The following is a 13,471-nucleotide window of genomic DNA, read 5'->3' on the forward strand; positions in this document are numbered from 1 at the left end:
CCTGTGAGCGGGGTCTGTAGGTCGGACAAATTTGTCCGACCTACGGAGCGGCAAGCGGCCTAGTGACCGCCGCCGAATACCCCGGTTTTGACCGAGTAATCCACCGCGATTTCGTAATCGGGGTCGTCGTCACTGTCGACCATGAGGTGGCCTGCGCGGCTGAGCAGCTGGTGGCAGTCGCGGCTGAGGTGGCGCAGGGCCAGGGCCTTGCCTGCGGCTTCGTATTTGGCGGCTACCGCCTCGATCGCCTGCAGGGCCGACTGGTCCACCACACGGCTGCGCTGGAAGTCGACAATCACGTGATCGGGATCATGGGCGATGTCGAAAATCTCGACAAAGCCGTCTGCCGAACCAAAGAACAGCGGGCCTTCGATCTCGTAGACCTTGGCGCCCGGATCGCTTTCGGATTCGCGGGTGATGGCGTGGATGCGGCGCGCGTTTTGCCAGGCATAGGCCAGCGCCGAGACGATCACACCAACCACAACGGCGACTGCGAGGTCTTCCATCACGGTCACAACAGTCACGAGGACAATCACGAAGGCGTCCATCAGGGGCACCTTGCGCATGATCTTGAACGAGTTCCAGGCGAAGGTGCCGATCACCACCATGAACATCACACCGACCAGAGCCGCCAGCGGGATCTGTTCGATCAGCGGGCTGGCGGCAACGATGAACAACAAGAGGAACAGCGCGGCTGCGATGCCTGCGATGCGGGTTCGGCCACCGGATTTCACGTTGATCATCGACTGACCGATCATGGCGCAACCGCCCATGCCACCAAAGAATCCGGTGGTCACGTTGGCAACACCCTGAGCAATACACTCCTGGCTGGCACCACCACGTTTGCCGGTCATCTCACCCACAAGGTTCAGCGTCAGCAGGCTTTCGATCAGGCCAATCGCCGCGAGGATCACGGCATAGGGCAGGATAATCCAAAAGGTCTCGAGGTTGAACGGCGCCAGTGGGGTGCCGTAGATGCCCAGCCCCTCGCCAAAGGGCACGTGGAACGTCGGGAAGCCGCCCTGGATCGAGGCCATGTCGCCGACGCGCGGTACGTCCAGACCAAAGCCGATCACCACGAAGGCGGTGATGGCAATCCCTGCCAGCGGCGCGGGAATGATCTTGGTCACCTTGGGCAGGCCCCAGACAATGACCATTGTCAGCACCACGAGGCCCAGCATCGTGGCCAGTTGCATGCCCGTCAGCCATTCACCACCGGTCATGCCATGACCATCAGAGACCATGCTGCCCGGTACTTTGAACTGGCTCATTTGCGCCAGGAAAATCACGATGGCGAGGCCGTTCACAAAGCCCAGCATCACCGGATGTGGCACCAGCCGGATGAACTTGCCCCAGTGCATTGCACCGGCAATCAGCTGCAGGATGCCCATTAGGACAACCGTCGCGAACAGGTATTCCACCCCGTGCTGCGCCACCAGAGCCACCATGACCACGGCCAAGGCGCCGGTCGCGCCCGAGATCATACCCGGACGGCCACCGATGATCGCTGTGATGAGCCCCACGAGGAACGCCGCATAAAGACCCACCAGCGGGTGCACCCCTGCGACAAAGGCAAAGGCCACGGCCTCGGGCACCAGCGCCAGCGCGACGGTCAGACCCGACAGGATCTCGGTCCGGATGCGGCCAACGGTAAAGCCCTCGTCCTGCATCACGGAAAGGTTCGGCGGAGAAATGTTCTTGGCCAAGAGGGCCAGCGCGGCGCGTCTCATGCGGGGTACCTGCAAAATTGGGAGTGTTCGCTGTCGCGTCCCTAACGGATAGGCTGCACTTGCACAATAGCCCTGCCACATAGCGGCATGGCCGGGCGCAGATTGCGACATTCACGCCGCACAGTCAGCGGATCACCACCAACATCGCCCCCACCACCACGAACAGCGCCATCGCCCCATGGCGCCAATAGAGCTTTTCCACCCGGAAAATCGCCCAGTTCATCAACAGCACCCAGATCGGCGTGGTCGCCAGAAACGGCGCCACCAGGGTGATATTGCCCAGCTTGACCGCGCTGTTGATGAGCAGGATACCAACCCCGTTTACCAGCCCCACCAGCAGAAACCACCCTTCGCCCACGCCCACGCGGCGCAAGGCGTTTTGCCGCCCCGTGGCAAAGACGATCACCAGTAAAACGGCCGTCGACGCGGTCGCCATCACCAGTGTTGCAAAGATCGGGCTGGGGATTTCCAACATTCCGATCTTGGACACCGGCTGCGCCACCCCTCGCGCCGCCGCAGCAGCCATTGGCAACAGCAACGCCCACCAGGCAAAGCTGCGCGCATGTTGCGGCACAACCCGCCCGGCAAGTGCCACACCCGCGACCATCAGGCAAAACCCAAGCACCATCGACAGCCCGATGCTCTCGTTCAGGAAAACAATTGCGACCGCAGCTGAAACGACGGGGGTGATATTTCCCAACAAGGCGGTCAGTGTTGGCCCCACGCGGCTGACTGATTGCATCTGGAGGAACTGCCCAAGTCCGGGCACCAGAATTCCGGCCAGGACAAAGTAGCGGACCGCCGGATGCAGAAACCACTCGGCTGATACGGTAAACGGGGACAGAACCCAGAACATGCCCGCCATGGCAACAACCGACAGGAACGCGCCTGCGATCGGGTCGACGGACTGCAGCGCATATCTCTGAAGGAAAACGTTCCCGGCCAGAATGTTCGCAGCGGCAAGAGCCAGTAGTATTGGAATGAGATCGGTCATCAGGTTCCAAACGGGTGCACCTTTGGCCAATACAGGGGTTTCGAAGCCTTGGGAACCTTGAACAAGGCGCGTGCTCACGCATCGGTCCCGGCATTGTGAGTGGACCGGCGGCCCCATCCGGCGCACCCTTGGCAGATGCGAAACGGATTTTTCATACGCTGGCTTGTCCCGATCCTGCTGGCCACGCCGCTTTTGGCGCAGGATCTGGAAGGCAACGACACGCCCGGCAACTGGCGGGTGACCTTTCACGAGATCCACGACATCTGGAATGTGATGTGTGATGAACGCGAAGAGCAGGGTGACCTGGTCCGGCGCTGTTACATCCGCCATGTTGACGTGTTTTCACCACGGCCCAAGTTCGCGGCCCAGTTTCTGTTTGTGACGCCCGAGGTCGGGGGCACCGGCTTTGAGGTCGACTTTGGCATGGAGGCCGGGACAGTGTTCGCGCCGGGGCGGTTTCGCATCGAGCGAGACGGGCAGCGCGTCTGGCAGAGCAACTGGCCGGGGTGCCTGACCGGGTTGGACTGTCGCTTTGCCAATGACAGCGGGGCCGTGCTGATCGATGCGATGCGGGCGGGGGGCGATTTTCGGTTCACCTTTCGCGACCGCCACGGGCAGGCGCAGGATCTGACCTGGCCGCTGGCAGAGTTCGACTCTGCATGGGGTGTCTTTTTGCAGCAATCCCGGGCGCGCGGGCTGGTGAAATAGCGCCCCGGCAATGTCGGCACAAACACCGACGTGATACCGACGTTACACCGACATGATACAGACCCCGGTTTTTGACCCTTTCGGCCCATTGCAAACCGTCCTCTTGCGCGCCAAGAATAGGCGCACTCAGACCAACAGGAGCACCCCATGACTGATACTATGATTGCCGTGATCGGCGGCTCGGGCATCTATGAGATCGACGGGCTGGAGGATGCGGCATGGGGCGCGGTCGACACGCCCTGGGGGGCACCGTCGGACCAGATTCTGACCGGCACTTTGGATGGGGTCAGAATGGCCTTTTTGCCAAGACACGGGCGAGGCCACGTGCATACGCCCTCATCAGTGCCCTATCAGGCCAACATCGCCGCGCTGAAGCAGATCGGGGTGACGGATGTGATCTCGGTGTCTGCGGTGGGCAGTTTTCGCGAAGAGATGGCGCCGGGCGATTTTGTTGTTGTAGATCAATTCATTGACCGCACCTTTGCGCGGGAAAAGTCGTTCTTTGGTCCGGGTCTTGTGGCGCATGCGAGCGTGGCCCACCCAACCTGCGCGCGTCTCGGCGATGCCTGTGAAACCGCCGCCAGGGACGCCGGGATCAATGTGCACCGGGGGGGGACCTATCTGGCGATGGAGGGGCCGCAGTTTTCCTCGCTGGCCGAGTCGAAGATGTACCGCGAGAGCTGGGGCTGTGACGTGATTGGCATGACCAATATGCCCGAGGCAAAGCTCGCCCGCGAGGCAGAGCTGTGCTACGCAAGCGTGGCCATGGTCACCGACTATGACAGCTGGCATCCCGATCACGGCGAGGTGGATGTCGCCGAGATCATCAAGACCCTGATGGGCAACGCGCAAAAAGGCCGCGACCTTGTCGGGCGCTTGCCCGCCCTCCTCGGCCCCGAGCGCGCTCCCTGCCCGCACGGCTGTGACCGGGCGCTGGAGTTTGCCATTCTGACAGCCCCCGAGGCGCGCGATCCCGCGATGGTCGAGAAGCTATCGGTCATTGCCGGACGCGTTTTGTCATGAGTTTCGATCTCTGGCTGACCTTTGCGGCGGCCTCGCTGGCGCTGTTGTTGTTGCCCGGGCCTACGGTGTTGCTGGTCTTGTCCTATGCGCTGACCCAGGGGCGCAAGGTGGCGCTGGCCACGGTGGCGGGTGTGGCCCTGGGCGATACCATTGCCATGACCGCGTCGCTGGTGGGGCTTGGCGCGCTGATCCAGACCTCGGCCACCGCATTTCTGGTGGTGAAATGGGTTGGCGCCATTTACCTGATCTGGCTCGGGTGGCGTATGCTGCGCAGCGCAAAACAAGCCGAGGCAGGGCCGCTGTTGAACACCCCGGCGCAAAGCCCGCGCGCGGTGTTTTCCCATACGGCATTGGTCACGGCGCTCAATCCCAAGAGCATTGGTTTCTTTATCGCCTTTGTCCCGCAATTCATTGATCCCACAGGACAAATCGCCGTGCAGATGGGTCTCATGACGGTGACGTTTGTCGGCATGGCGGCGCTGAACGCCTTGGCCTATGCGCTGTTGGCAGACCGCCTGCGCAGCCGGATCACGCGGCCTGCGGTGATGCGCGGGTTGACCCGGCTTGGCGGCGTAACATTGATGGGAATGGGGTTGGTGACGGCAACGCTGCGGCGGGCGTAGCCCGTCAGTCGTCGGGCGCGTTCTCTTTCATGAAGCGGCGAATGAAGTGGCGGATTTCGCGCGCCGCGCTGGTGTCCATCTCTTTACAGAGGTCGACAAAGGCGTCGCGTTCATCCTTGTCCAACCGCAGGACCAGCTGGCTGTTTTTTTTGCCAGAATTCTTGCCGTCTTTTTTACCCATTCAGAGGTGCGCCCTATCGTGAAACCTTGCAGAGTCGTGCATATACACGCGGTATACAAATGCTGGGCAATGTTTACCCGAGATATGCCAGAATTGGAATGACCTGCATCAATGCCGTGCCGGGGCATGTGCGCATCCGCCCCTTGCGTCAGAGGCCCGGATCGGCCAAATGGAAACCGGAGTTTTTCAGAGGACCCGGCCATGCGCAAAAGCAACGACGTCAAAGACTATATCCGCACCATCGTGGACTTTCCCCATGAGGGCATCATGTTCCGCGATGTGACCACGCTGTTTGCTGACCCGCGCGGGTTTCGCATGGCGATTGACCAGATGTTGCACCCCTTTGCCGGTGAGCGCATCGACAAGGTTGTCGGGCTTGAGGCGCGCGGGTTCATTCTGGGTGGCGCGATTGCCCACCAGTTGTCGGTGGGCTTTGTCCCGGTGCGCAAGAAAGGCAAGCTGCCCGGCACCACGATCTCAGAGGAATACACGCTGGAATATGGCGAGGCGATTGTCGAAATCCACGACGATGCTATTCAGCCGGGTGAGACCATTCTGGTGGTGGATGACCTCTTGGCCACAGGCGGGACGGCCGAGGCAGGCATCAAGCTGATCGAACGTCTGGGCGGCGAAATCCTGGCCTGTTCGTTTATCATCGACCTGCCCGAGCTGGGCGGCCGCAAGAAACTGGAAGACATGGGAATGAATGTCTCGGTTCTGTGCGAGTTCGACGGGCTGTAAACGGTTTCGAAACTTCTGGGCGGTATGCCTGACACACCGGTGTGGGACCGGTCATGCTTGCACGATCCCTATGGGGATCATCCACGCCCCGTGCCATCCCCAATGGCGCGGGGCGTTTGATTTTGGGGGCGCGTTACTCTGGCAGGGCCAGAACCGCACCAGGGTTCATGATGCCATTGGGGTCCAGCGCCTGTTTGATGCTGTGCATCGCCGCCAGCCGCACCGGATCGCCATAACGTTCAAGGTCACCGACCTTCATGCGCCCGACCCCGTGTTCCGCGCTGAAAGAGCCATCAAATGTCTGCAAGAGGTCATGCACCACGCGTTTGACCTCGTCGCGTTGCGACAGGTAGGCATCGCGGCTGACGCCAGCGGGCGGAAAGATATTGTAGTGCAGGTTGCCGTCGCCCAGGTGACCAAAGCAGTTCACGCGGAAATCGCCCAAGGCAGCAATCTTTTGCCCGGCGATCTCGATAAACTCGGCCAAGGCCCCGAGGGGCACAGAGATATCGTGGCTGGAGACCGAGCCGATGCGCTTGTTGGCCACGGGGATGTGCTCTCTGAGTGACCAGAACTCCTGACGTTGGCCCGCGTTCTGAGCGATAAGCCCGTCCTGAACCAAGCCCTCGTCCAAGGCCACGGCAAAGAGCTGTTCCAGGGCGGCATCTGCGCCCTGTGACAGGCCAAATTCGATCAGCACCGACCATTCCGGTGGCGTGGCAAAGGGTTGGCGGATGTCAGGCAGGGTTTCGGCCACAAACGCGATCCCCTGACGGTGGATCAGTTCAAAGGCGCTGACGGCTTCGCCGACTTGGCTGCGCGCCAGCGCCAGCAGGCGCAGAGCAGCGGTGGGGCTTTCGACCGCCATCAGGGCGGTGCCCAAAGAGGCCGGGCGTGGTGAGAGTTTCAGGGCAGCAGCGGTGATGACGCCCAAGGTGCCCTCGGCCCCGATCATCAGGTTGCGCAGGTCGTAGCCGGTGTTGTCCTTGCGCAGACGTGTGAGGCCGTGCCAGATCTCGCCCGAGGGCATCACCACTTCAAGCCCGAGACAGAGATCGCGCGTATTGCCATAGCGCAGGACGTTCACCCCGCCTGCGTTGGTGCCGAGGTTGCCACCAATGGTGCAGGACCCCTCGGCGGCCAGAGACAGCGGGAACAGGCGATCAACCTCTTCCGCAGCGGTCTGGATATCGGCAAGGATGGCACCGGCCTCGGCGACGATGACGTTTTCCAAGGGGTGCACGGCGCGGATGGCTTTCATGCGCTCCAGTGAGAGCACAAGGGGGATCGCGCCCTGATATTTGATCTGACCACCGACAAGGCCCGTGCCGCCGCCATAGGGCACAACCGGAACGCCCGCCGTATTGCAGGCGGCAATGATGGTCGCAACCTCGTCAACGGTGCGCGGGCGCGCAACGAAAGTTCCGGGCAAACCGGCATAGCGGCCACGCGGCTCTTCCATATATCGCGGGTCCGCGGGGCGCAGGGTATCTGTCGGCAAGGCGGCTGCAAGCGACTCGAGGAAAAGAGGTGAGGCAGAGGTCAGTGTCATGACTTGTTCCTACCACGGCAGGTGGGCGCGTCTAGGGGTCTTGCAAAAAGCGCGGGGCCAGAACCCGGATGACGGGGCGGCTGGGCAATGTTCGCAAAGACAATTCAAGATCGCTGGCACCGTCGATGACGATTTCATAGTCGCCCGACATGCCCGCAAGGAAGCTTTCCAGCGTCCAGCCTTCGAACCAGTGCATCGGGATCACCACGCGGGCCTTCACGTTGCGCAGCACCCGCATCATGGTCTGAGTGTCGAGCGAGCGGCCCCCATCCACGGCGGCCATGACCACATCCATGCGCCCCAGGGCAGCATATTGCGCGGCATTGGGTTCGTGGTGCAGGTGGCCCAGGTGCGCAATACACAGGCCTGCCACCTCGAACACAAAAATCGAGTTGCCGTTTTCTTCGACCCCGTCAAACCGACGGATATCCGTGGGCACGTTCCTGACCAGCATCGACCCAAGATCAAGATGATGCACGGCCCTGTCCTCCAGATCGTCCCAGCCCTGCAGGACATGGGGAATGGCGGGGTCCGGGTAAGGTGTCCAATGGGTGTCATGGGCGTGGTTCATGGTGACCACGGTCGGCAGAAAGTCGACATTGCCGACAAAGCCCGTGAAATCGGTGATGGCTGAGGTGCCGTCATGAGCCTGAATCAGGAACGAGGCATGGGCGATATAGCTGATCCGCACATGGTTCTTTTCCAGCGGATCGCGAAACGAGGCTTGCTGCACATAATCCAGACCCGGTGCCTGTGCGAGCGCAATGCAATGGCTGGGGCGACGGTCCTCTGCCCACATGGGGCTGGCAAGACCCAACAAGATCAGAAGATGTTTCCACATGCGCGTACCTCCCGATCAACAGGATAGCACGGGTCAGCGGAAAGTCGCGTCAGATGTTGTTGTGCGTGATCCACTGGGCCACGGCGCGGCCAATCTCGGGTCCGCTGTCTTCCTGAATAAAGTGGCTGCCCGCGACAGTCACTTCGCTGGTATGGGGCCAACTGCGGCAAAACTCGCGCGGCTTGCCGATCAGGATCGCCCCCGGTTCCGCATTGATGAACAGTTTGGGCATCTCACTGACCGCCAGCCACTCGGCATAGGCGCGCACGAGTTCGGAAACGTCTGCCGGGTCTCCTGCGACCGGGATCTGACGCGGCCAGGTCAGGGTCGGCCAGCGGTGATCACGTTCAAGGAATGGACGACGGTATTCGGCCATGTCTTCGTCGCTGAGATCGCGCAGGATGGACCCCGGCAGCACGCGCTCAATGAACATGTTCTTGTCGAGGATCATCTCTTCCCCCGCCTCGGTGCGAAAGGCCTGAAAGATCGGCGTGGCCTGGGGGCTGAACTGATCCCAACCGGCAAGCGGCTGCACGATGCCCTCCATAAAGGCGATGCCCGAGACTGCGCCGCGGTGCCGGTTGGCCCAGTCAAACCCCAGGGCCGAGCCCCAGTCGTGGATCACAAGAACCACGTCTTCGCGCAGGTCCAGCGCCTCGAAGAAGCCATCGAGGTAGGTGCGGTGGGTCTGGAAGGTATAGGTGTCGGGGCCGGGATCGGGCAGTTTGGCGCTGTCGCCCATGCCGATGAGGTCAGGCGCGATGCAACGACCCATGCCCGCAAGTTCCGGCATCACGTCACGCCAGAGGTATGAAGAGGTCGGGTTGCCATGCAGGAAGACAATCGGGCGCCCCTCGCCCATCTCGACGTAGGCCATATCCTGACCGTTCACGCTGACCTGTTTCTTGTCCATCACACTATCCTCCTGTGCTGGCAGCCTATGCGACACCAAGCCTGCCGCAAACAAAACGCCGCGTCAGCCCATCAATAGAGAACATTCACCGTGCAAAAGCCGCGCGCGTGGCTGACCGACAGGTTATAGCCCACCCGCTTGACCGAGACCGAGTAGTTACCGCCATCGCCGGGCCGCGATGCCTGATCGAGGATGTCTTGCGTCGGGTTGATGGTAAAGCCGGTGCCAAAGGCGTTGGCCTGTGTTTTGGCTTTGCCATTTGGGTGTAGAATGTACATGCGTGTGTTACCAGCGGCGCGCAGAGGGCCTGCTGCAAACTTGGCCGCCTCGCACCAGATGCGTTGATTGCCTGACCTTGGGCCTTCGATCACTTCAAAGTTGCCCTTTCCAGGCAGCATGTTCACCCGCCAGCTGATGTAGGCTCCAGCAGTTACCGCTGACAATAGAAGGGCGGTTACTGACCAAATACCAAGGCGTCGCCACATGACAGTCTCTCCCAGAGTGAATGCTTGTTTCTGTAAAGGTAGGCAGCCACGCGCGACTTGTCCAATACCATAGCCGGGAAAGCCGATGCTTCACTCGCTGCCCGAAGATCACGCCACCCCGGCGGTTTCTGCAATCTCGAGAATCTCGGCCCATGTTCGCGACGGCAGCTCAAAAGGTTTGCCCCGATTTCGCAGGCGCGCGTTGCGTTCGCGTTCGCCCGGAACCTCGACCCGGTCAAACCCTTTGGCGGGCGGGCACTCTCTGAGTTCGGCGAGGATTTCTTCGGCGGTGATCTGCATCGCGCTGGCATCGCGGTAAAGGGTGCAGTCGAGCGCGATCATAAGCCAGTTGCATTCGGTCACCACCGGGCCCAGCATGGCCTCGGCGATCATTTCGGCGGCCACCGCCATGGCGTAGCCCTTGGGGCCACCGGCTGTCAGAATGGCGCCGCCCTTGAAATAATCCGCCGGATCATTTGTCGGCGCACCGTCTTTGTCGATCAACACCCCGTCCGGCAATGTGGCACCGGCGATTTCGGCGCCGTATATCCAGCCTGCCGCTGCCGCGGACGTGGCGAAGTCCATCACCACCGGCCCATGATCTCCGCCGGGCATGCCAATGGCGTAGGGGTTGGTCGACATCAGAGCCTTGGCGCCACCATAGGGCGCGACCAGACGCCAGGCCTTGCGCCCGCCGCCGCCGATGACGATGAGCAGTTTGCCCTGCTCGGCGGCCTGTTCGGCAAAGCGCCCCAGCCGTCCGGTGTGGCCCACATCATGCAGGGCAATGGCCGCGATGCCCGCGTCACCAGCGCGGTCCAACACATTGTTCAGGGCCAGTGTCATGGCCGGAATGCCGATGCCACCACCCCCATCGACCAGCCACGCGCCCTTGTCGTTCTGATAGAGCCGCGCCGGTGTGTCCGCACGCAGATAGCCGGTTTCATAATACTTGGCGTATTGATGAATGCGCCAGACTCCGTGGGATTCCACGCCGCTGAACTCGGAATCCAGAAGGTGTTCTGCCACCGCCTCGCAAACCTCGGCATCACAGCCATAATGGGCCATGACCCCGGTGATGACGCGATACGCCTCATCCGGGTGGACCGAGACCCGCTGGGTGTCTGCACTGTATTTGCTGGGGTTGGCCATGGTGTTCTCCTGCGTTGATTGCAGGAGACCGGGGGAATGGATGGGGGTCTGGCCTGTTTACGACATGGGTGGTGAAAACACTCAGGCGTTGGGGCCGTCAAACAGTTTGTCGCCGCGTTCGTTGATGACCTGTTTGGCTTTGTTCACGGACATATCGTTGGCCGCTTCGACACTGTTCACGGTGTCCGCGCGCACGAGGGTCTGCGTTTTGTGCGCGCCGTCGATGGTTTTCTCGATGCGGGCCGAGATGCGAAAGACCGATCCTTCTTTGATCGGCTCGGGATAGATTGCATAGCCTTCGTATTCGACGGGATCAACGGACGGGGCGCCTGCACTGCCATCACCACCACCAAAGAGTTTCTTGAGGAAGGACATAGCAAGCTCCGGGTTGAACAACGACCCCGACATATTCGGTGCATTCATGGCCGGGTGCAAGTCGCGTCAAAAAGAAACGGCGCCCGAAGGCGCCGTTCTGATCACTGATCCAGGAAACTACGCAATTTGCGCGAGCGGCTGGGGTGTTTGAGTTTCCGCAAGGCTTTCGCTTCGATCTGACGGATCCGTTCGCGGGTCACACTGAACTGTTGGCCAACCTCTTCCAGGGTGTGGTCGGTGTTCATACCGATGCCAAAACGCATGCGCAGCACGCGTTCCTCACGCGGGGTGAGCGAGGCGAGGACGCGGGTCGTGGTCTCTTTCAGGTTTTCCTGAATGGCAGAGTCCAGCGGCAGCACAGCGTTCTTGTCCTCGATGAAATCGCCGAGCTGCGAATCTTCTTCGTCGCCGATCGGGGTTTCGAGGCTGATCGGCTCCTTGGCGATTTTCATCACCTTGCGAACCTTTTCCAGCGGCATCTGCAGCTTTTCTGCCAGCTCTTCCGGGGTCGGCTCGCGACCGATTTCGTGCAGCATCTGGCGACCGGTGCGGACCAGTTTGTTGATGGTCTCGATCATGTGCACCGGAATACGGATGGTGCGCGCCTGATCGGCAATCGAGCGGGTGATCGCCTGACGGATCCACCATGTCGCATAGGTCGAGAATTTGTAGCCACGGCGGTATTCGAATTTATCGACCGCCTTCATCAGGCCGATGTTGCCTTCCTGAATGAGATCAAGGAATTGCAGGCCACGGTTGGTGTATTTTTTGGCAATCGAGATCACCAGGCGCAGGTTGGCCTCGACCATTTCCTTTTTGGCCTGGCGGGCTTCTTTCTCGCCCTTTTGCACCTGCTGCACGATGCGGCGGTATTCGGAGATGTCGAGACCGACGTACTGACCCACCTGGGCCATGTCGGCGCGCAGCTCTTCAACCTTGTCGACAGAGCGTTCCATGAACATCTGCCAGCCACGACCGGATTTTTGGCTCATGTCGTCGAGCCAGGTCGGGTCGAGTTCGCGCCCGCGGTAGGCATCAATGAACTCGCGGCGGTTGATGCGGGCCTGGTCGGCCAGTTTGACCATGGCGCTGTCGATCTGCATCACACGGCGGTTGATGCCGTAAAGCTGGTCGATCAGCGCTTCGATCCGGTTGTTGTGCAGGTGCAGTTCGTTGACGAGGTCGACGATTTCCTGGCGCAGCTTCTGGTAGGTGTCTTCCTGCTTGTTCGAGAAGGAGTCATCTTCGTTCAGTGTCGCGGAAATCCGGGCATCCTGCATTTCGCTGAGCAGGGCGAAGTCACGGGCGATGGTGGCCAGTGTTTCCAGAACCCTCGGTTTCAGCGCTGCTTCCATCGCGGCCAGCGACATGTTGGCCTGTTCGTCCTCGTCGTCGTCGTCATCCTTGGCAATCGGGTTGCCATCGGCGTCGAGTTCAGGACCGGTGTCTTCGGCTTTGGGTGCCGCGTTGACGTTGGATGTATCGACAACCGGCTCGGCGGCATCGTCCTCGTCATCGCCCATTTGCCCCGAGAATGTTGTCTCGAGGTCGATCACATCGCGCAGGAGAATTTCTTCGGACAGCAGTTCGTCATGCCAGATGGTGATCGCCTGAAAGGTCAGCGGGCTTTCGCACAGACCAGCGATCATGGTGTTGCGACCGGCCTCGATGCGTTTGGCGATGGCAATCTCGCCCTCGCGGCTCAGCAGCTCAACACTGCCCATCTCGCGCAGGTACATGCGTACGGGGTCGTCGGTGCGATCCAGCTTTTCAGCGGTGCCCGAGCCCAAAGCCACCTCGCGGGCGGCCGACGACGTGTCGACCACGGCGGTGGATTTCTGTTCTTCTTCTTCGGCCTCTTCATCTTCGATGATGTTGATGCCCATTTCCGACAACATCGACATCACGTCTTCGATCTGTTCGGAACTCACTTGATCAGGAGGCAGAACCTGGTTCAGCTGATCATAGGTGATATAGCCCTTCTCCCGCGCCTCGCCGATCATCTTTTTGACGGCGGCCTGGCTCATGTCGAGCGAGTGTTCGGCCTCCTGGTCGGCGGGTTTGCGGTCGTCGGTGTCTTTGGCGGCCATGCGGTGCTCCTGCAAAAAGGGCTGTTCGGGTGATTCGCATTAAAACGAATCAATAGTGAGCGA

At 60.9% G+C, this 13,471-nt stretch carries 14 protein-coding genes; 4 read left to right on the forward strand and 10 right to left on the reverse strand.

Annotated features, from left to right (window positions below; translation table 11 throughout):
- Nucleotides 1–59: 59 nt before the first annotated feature.
- On the reverse strand, nt 60–1,730 hold the full coding sequence (locus EK369_RS10190; RefSeq protein WP_127114143.1) for a SulP family inorganic anion transporter: 1,671 nt from the start codon (nt 1,728–1,730) through the stop codon (nt 60–62).
- Between the two features lie 124 nt (nt 1,731–1,854).
- Nucleotides 1,855–2,724, reverse strand: a complete 870-nt coding sequence (locus tag EK369_RS10195; RefSeq protein ID WP_164726959.1) for an EamA family transporter — start codon at nt 2,722–2,724, stop codon at nt 1,855–1,857.
- Nucleotides 2,725–2,859: 135 nt separating this feature from the next.
- Here EK369_RS10195 and EK369_RS10200 point away from each other — a divergent pair, with 135 nt between their 5' ends.
- From EK369_RS10200 to EK369_RS10210, 3 genes are all read left to right on the forward strand, one after another.
- Entirely contained in the window at nt 2,860–3,432 is a 573-nt protein-coding gene (locus EK369_RS10200) for an invasion associated locus B family protein (protein ID WP_235871394.1), read from the forward strand.
- A gap of 147 nt (nt 3,433–3,579) precedes the next feature.
- Entirely contained in the window at nt 3,580–4,455 is an 876-nt protein-coding gene (locus tag EK369_RS10205; protein ID WP_127114145.1) for an S-methyl-5'-thioadenosine phosphorylase, read from the forward strand.
- Nucleotides 4,452–5,078: a LysE family translocator gene (locus EK369_RS10210; protein ID WP_127114146.1), complete on the forward strand. Its 627-nt coding sequence runs from the start codon at nt 4,452–4,454 to the stop codon at nt 5,076–5,078. Before EK369_RS10205 ends, EK369_RS10210 begins: the two co-directional genes overlap by 4 nt.
- 4 nt (nt 5,079–5,082) lie before the next feature.
- Here EK369_RS10210 and EK369_RS21775 read toward each other — a convergent pair whose 3' ends face one another.
- A complete protein-coding gene (locus EK369_RS21775) occupies nt 5,083–5,259 on the reverse strand; it encodes a hypothetical protein (protein WP_164726960.1) in 177 nt (58 codons plus the stop codon).
- Between the two features lie 201 nt (nt 5,260–5,460).
- Between EK369_RS21775 and EK369_RS10215 the strand changes: the two genes are divergently transcribed.
- Entirely contained in the window at nt 5,461–6,000 is a 540-nt protein-coding gene (locus tag EK369_RS10215) for an adenine phosphoribosyltransferase (protein ID WP_127114147.1), read from the forward strand.
- 133 nt (nt 6,001–6,133) lie between these two features.
- Here EK369_RS10215 and EK369_RS10220 read toward each other — a convergent pair whose 3' ends face one another.
- The 7 genes from EK369_RS10220 to rpoD form a co-directional block, all read right to left on the reverse strand.
- Entirely contained in the window at nt 6,134–7,552 is a 1,419-nt protein-coding gene (locus tag EK369_RS10220; protein ID WP_127114148.1) for an FAD-binding oxidoreductase, read from the reverse strand.
- 31 nt (nt 7,553–7,583) lie between these two features.
- Nucleotides 7,584–8,393 (reverse strand): MBL fold metallo-hydrolase, encoded by an 810-nt coding sequence (locus EK369_RS10225; RefSeq protein WP_127114149.1) that lies wholly within the window; start codon nt 8,391–8,393, stop codon nt 7,584–7,586.
- 49 nt (nt 8,394–8,442) lie between these two features.
- Entirely contained in the window at nt 8,443–9,306 is an 864-nt protein-coding gene (locus tag EK369_RS10230; RefSeq protein WP_127114150.1) for a haloalkane dehalogenase, read from the reverse strand.
- A 71-nt stretch (nt 9,307–9,377) separates the two neighbouring features.
- Entirely contained in the window at nt 9,378–9,704 is a 327-nt protein-coding gene (locus EK369_RS10235) for a hypothetical protein (protein ID WP_127114151.1), read from the reverse strand.
- A gap of 195 nt (nt 9,705–9,899) precedes the next feature.
- Nucleotides 9,900–10,943 carry an Ldh family oxidoreductase gene (locus EK369_RS10240; RefSeq protein WP_127114152.1) on the reverse strand — a complete coding sequence of 348 codons (1,044 nt, stop codon included), beginning with the start codon at nt 10,941–10,943 and terminating at the stop codon, nt 9,900–9,902.
- An 81-nt stretch (nt 10,944–11,024) separates the two neighbouring features.
- Complete coding sequence (locus tag EK369_RS10245; protein ID WP_235871395.1) at nt 11,025–11,366, reverse strand: HlyU family transcriptional regulator; 342 nt, start codon at nt 11,364–11,366, stop codon at nt 11,025–11,027.
- Nucleotides 11,367–11,419: 53 nt separating this feature from the next.
- Nucleotides 11,420–13,408, reverse strand: coding sequence for an RNA polymerase sigma factor RpoD (gene rpoD, locus EK369_RS10250; RefSeq protein ID WP_127114153.1), 1,989 nt, complete (start codon nt 13,406–13,408; stop codon nt 11,420–11,422).
- Between the last annotated feature and the right edge of the window lie 63 nt (nt 13,409–13,471).

It is taken from the genome of Shimia sediminis (genome assembly GCF_003990645.1).
In the GTDB taxonomy this organism is placed as follows: Bacteria; Pseudomonadota; Alphaproteobacteria; order Rhodobacterales; family Rhodobacteraceae; genus Shimia; species Shimia sediminis.

Coding starts and splice junctions, on each gene's coding strand:
- EK369_RS10190 (WP_127114143.1), bottom strand. CDS start 1,730: ATGAGACGCGCCGCGCTGGCCCTCTTGGCCAAGAACATTTCTCCGCCG.
- EK369_RS10195 (WP_164726959.1), bottom strand. CDS start 2,724: ATGACCGATCTCATTCCAATACTACTGGCTCTTGCCGCTGCGAACATT.
- EK369_RS10200 (WP_235871394.1), top strand. CDS start 2,860: ATGCGAAACGGATTTTTCATACGCTGGCTTGTCCCGATCCTGCTGGCC.
- EK369_RS10205 (WP_127114145.1), top strand. CDS start 3,580: ATGACTGATACTATGATTGCCGTGATCGGCGGCTCGGGCATCTATGAG.
- EK369_RS10210 (WP_127114146.1), top strand. CDS start 4,452: ATGAGTTTCGATCTCTGGCTGACCTTTGCGGCGGCCTCGCTGGCGCTG.
- EK369_RS21775 (WP_164726960.1), bottom strand. CDS start 5,259: ATGGGTAAAAAAGACGGCAAGAATTCTGGCAAAAAAAACAGCCAGCTG.
- EK369_RS10215 (WP_127114147.1), top strand. CDS start 5,461: ATGCGCAAAAGCAACGACGTCAAAGACTATATCCGCACCATCGTGGAC.
- EK369_RS10220 (WP_127114148.1), bottom strand. CDS start 7,552: ATGACACTGACCTCTGCCTCACCTCTTTTCCTCGAGTCGCTTGCAGCC.
- EK369_RS10225 (WP_127114149.1), bottom strand. CDS start 8,393: ATGTGGAAACATCTTCTGATCTTGTTGGGTCTTGCCAGCCCCATGTGG.
- EK369_RS10230 (WP_127114150.1), bottom strand. CDS start 9,306: ATGGACAAGAAACAGGTCAGCGTGAACGGTCAGGATATGGCCTACGTC.
- EK369_RS10235 (WP_127114151.1), bottom strand. CDS start 9,704: ATGCTGCCTGGAAAGGGCAACTTTGAAGTGATCGAAGGCCCAAGGTCA.
- EK369_RS10240 (WP_127114152.1), bottom strand. CDS start 10,943: ATGGCCAACCCCAGCAAATACAGTGCAGACACCCAGCGGGTCTCGGTC.
- EK369_RS10245 (WP_235871395.1), bottom strand. CDS start 11,366: ATGAATGCACCGAATATGTCGGGGTCGTTGTTCAACCCGGAGCTTGCT.
- rpoD (WP_127114153.1), bottom strand. CDS start 13,408: ATGGCCGCCAAAGACACCGACGACCGCAAACCCGCCGACCAGGAGGCC.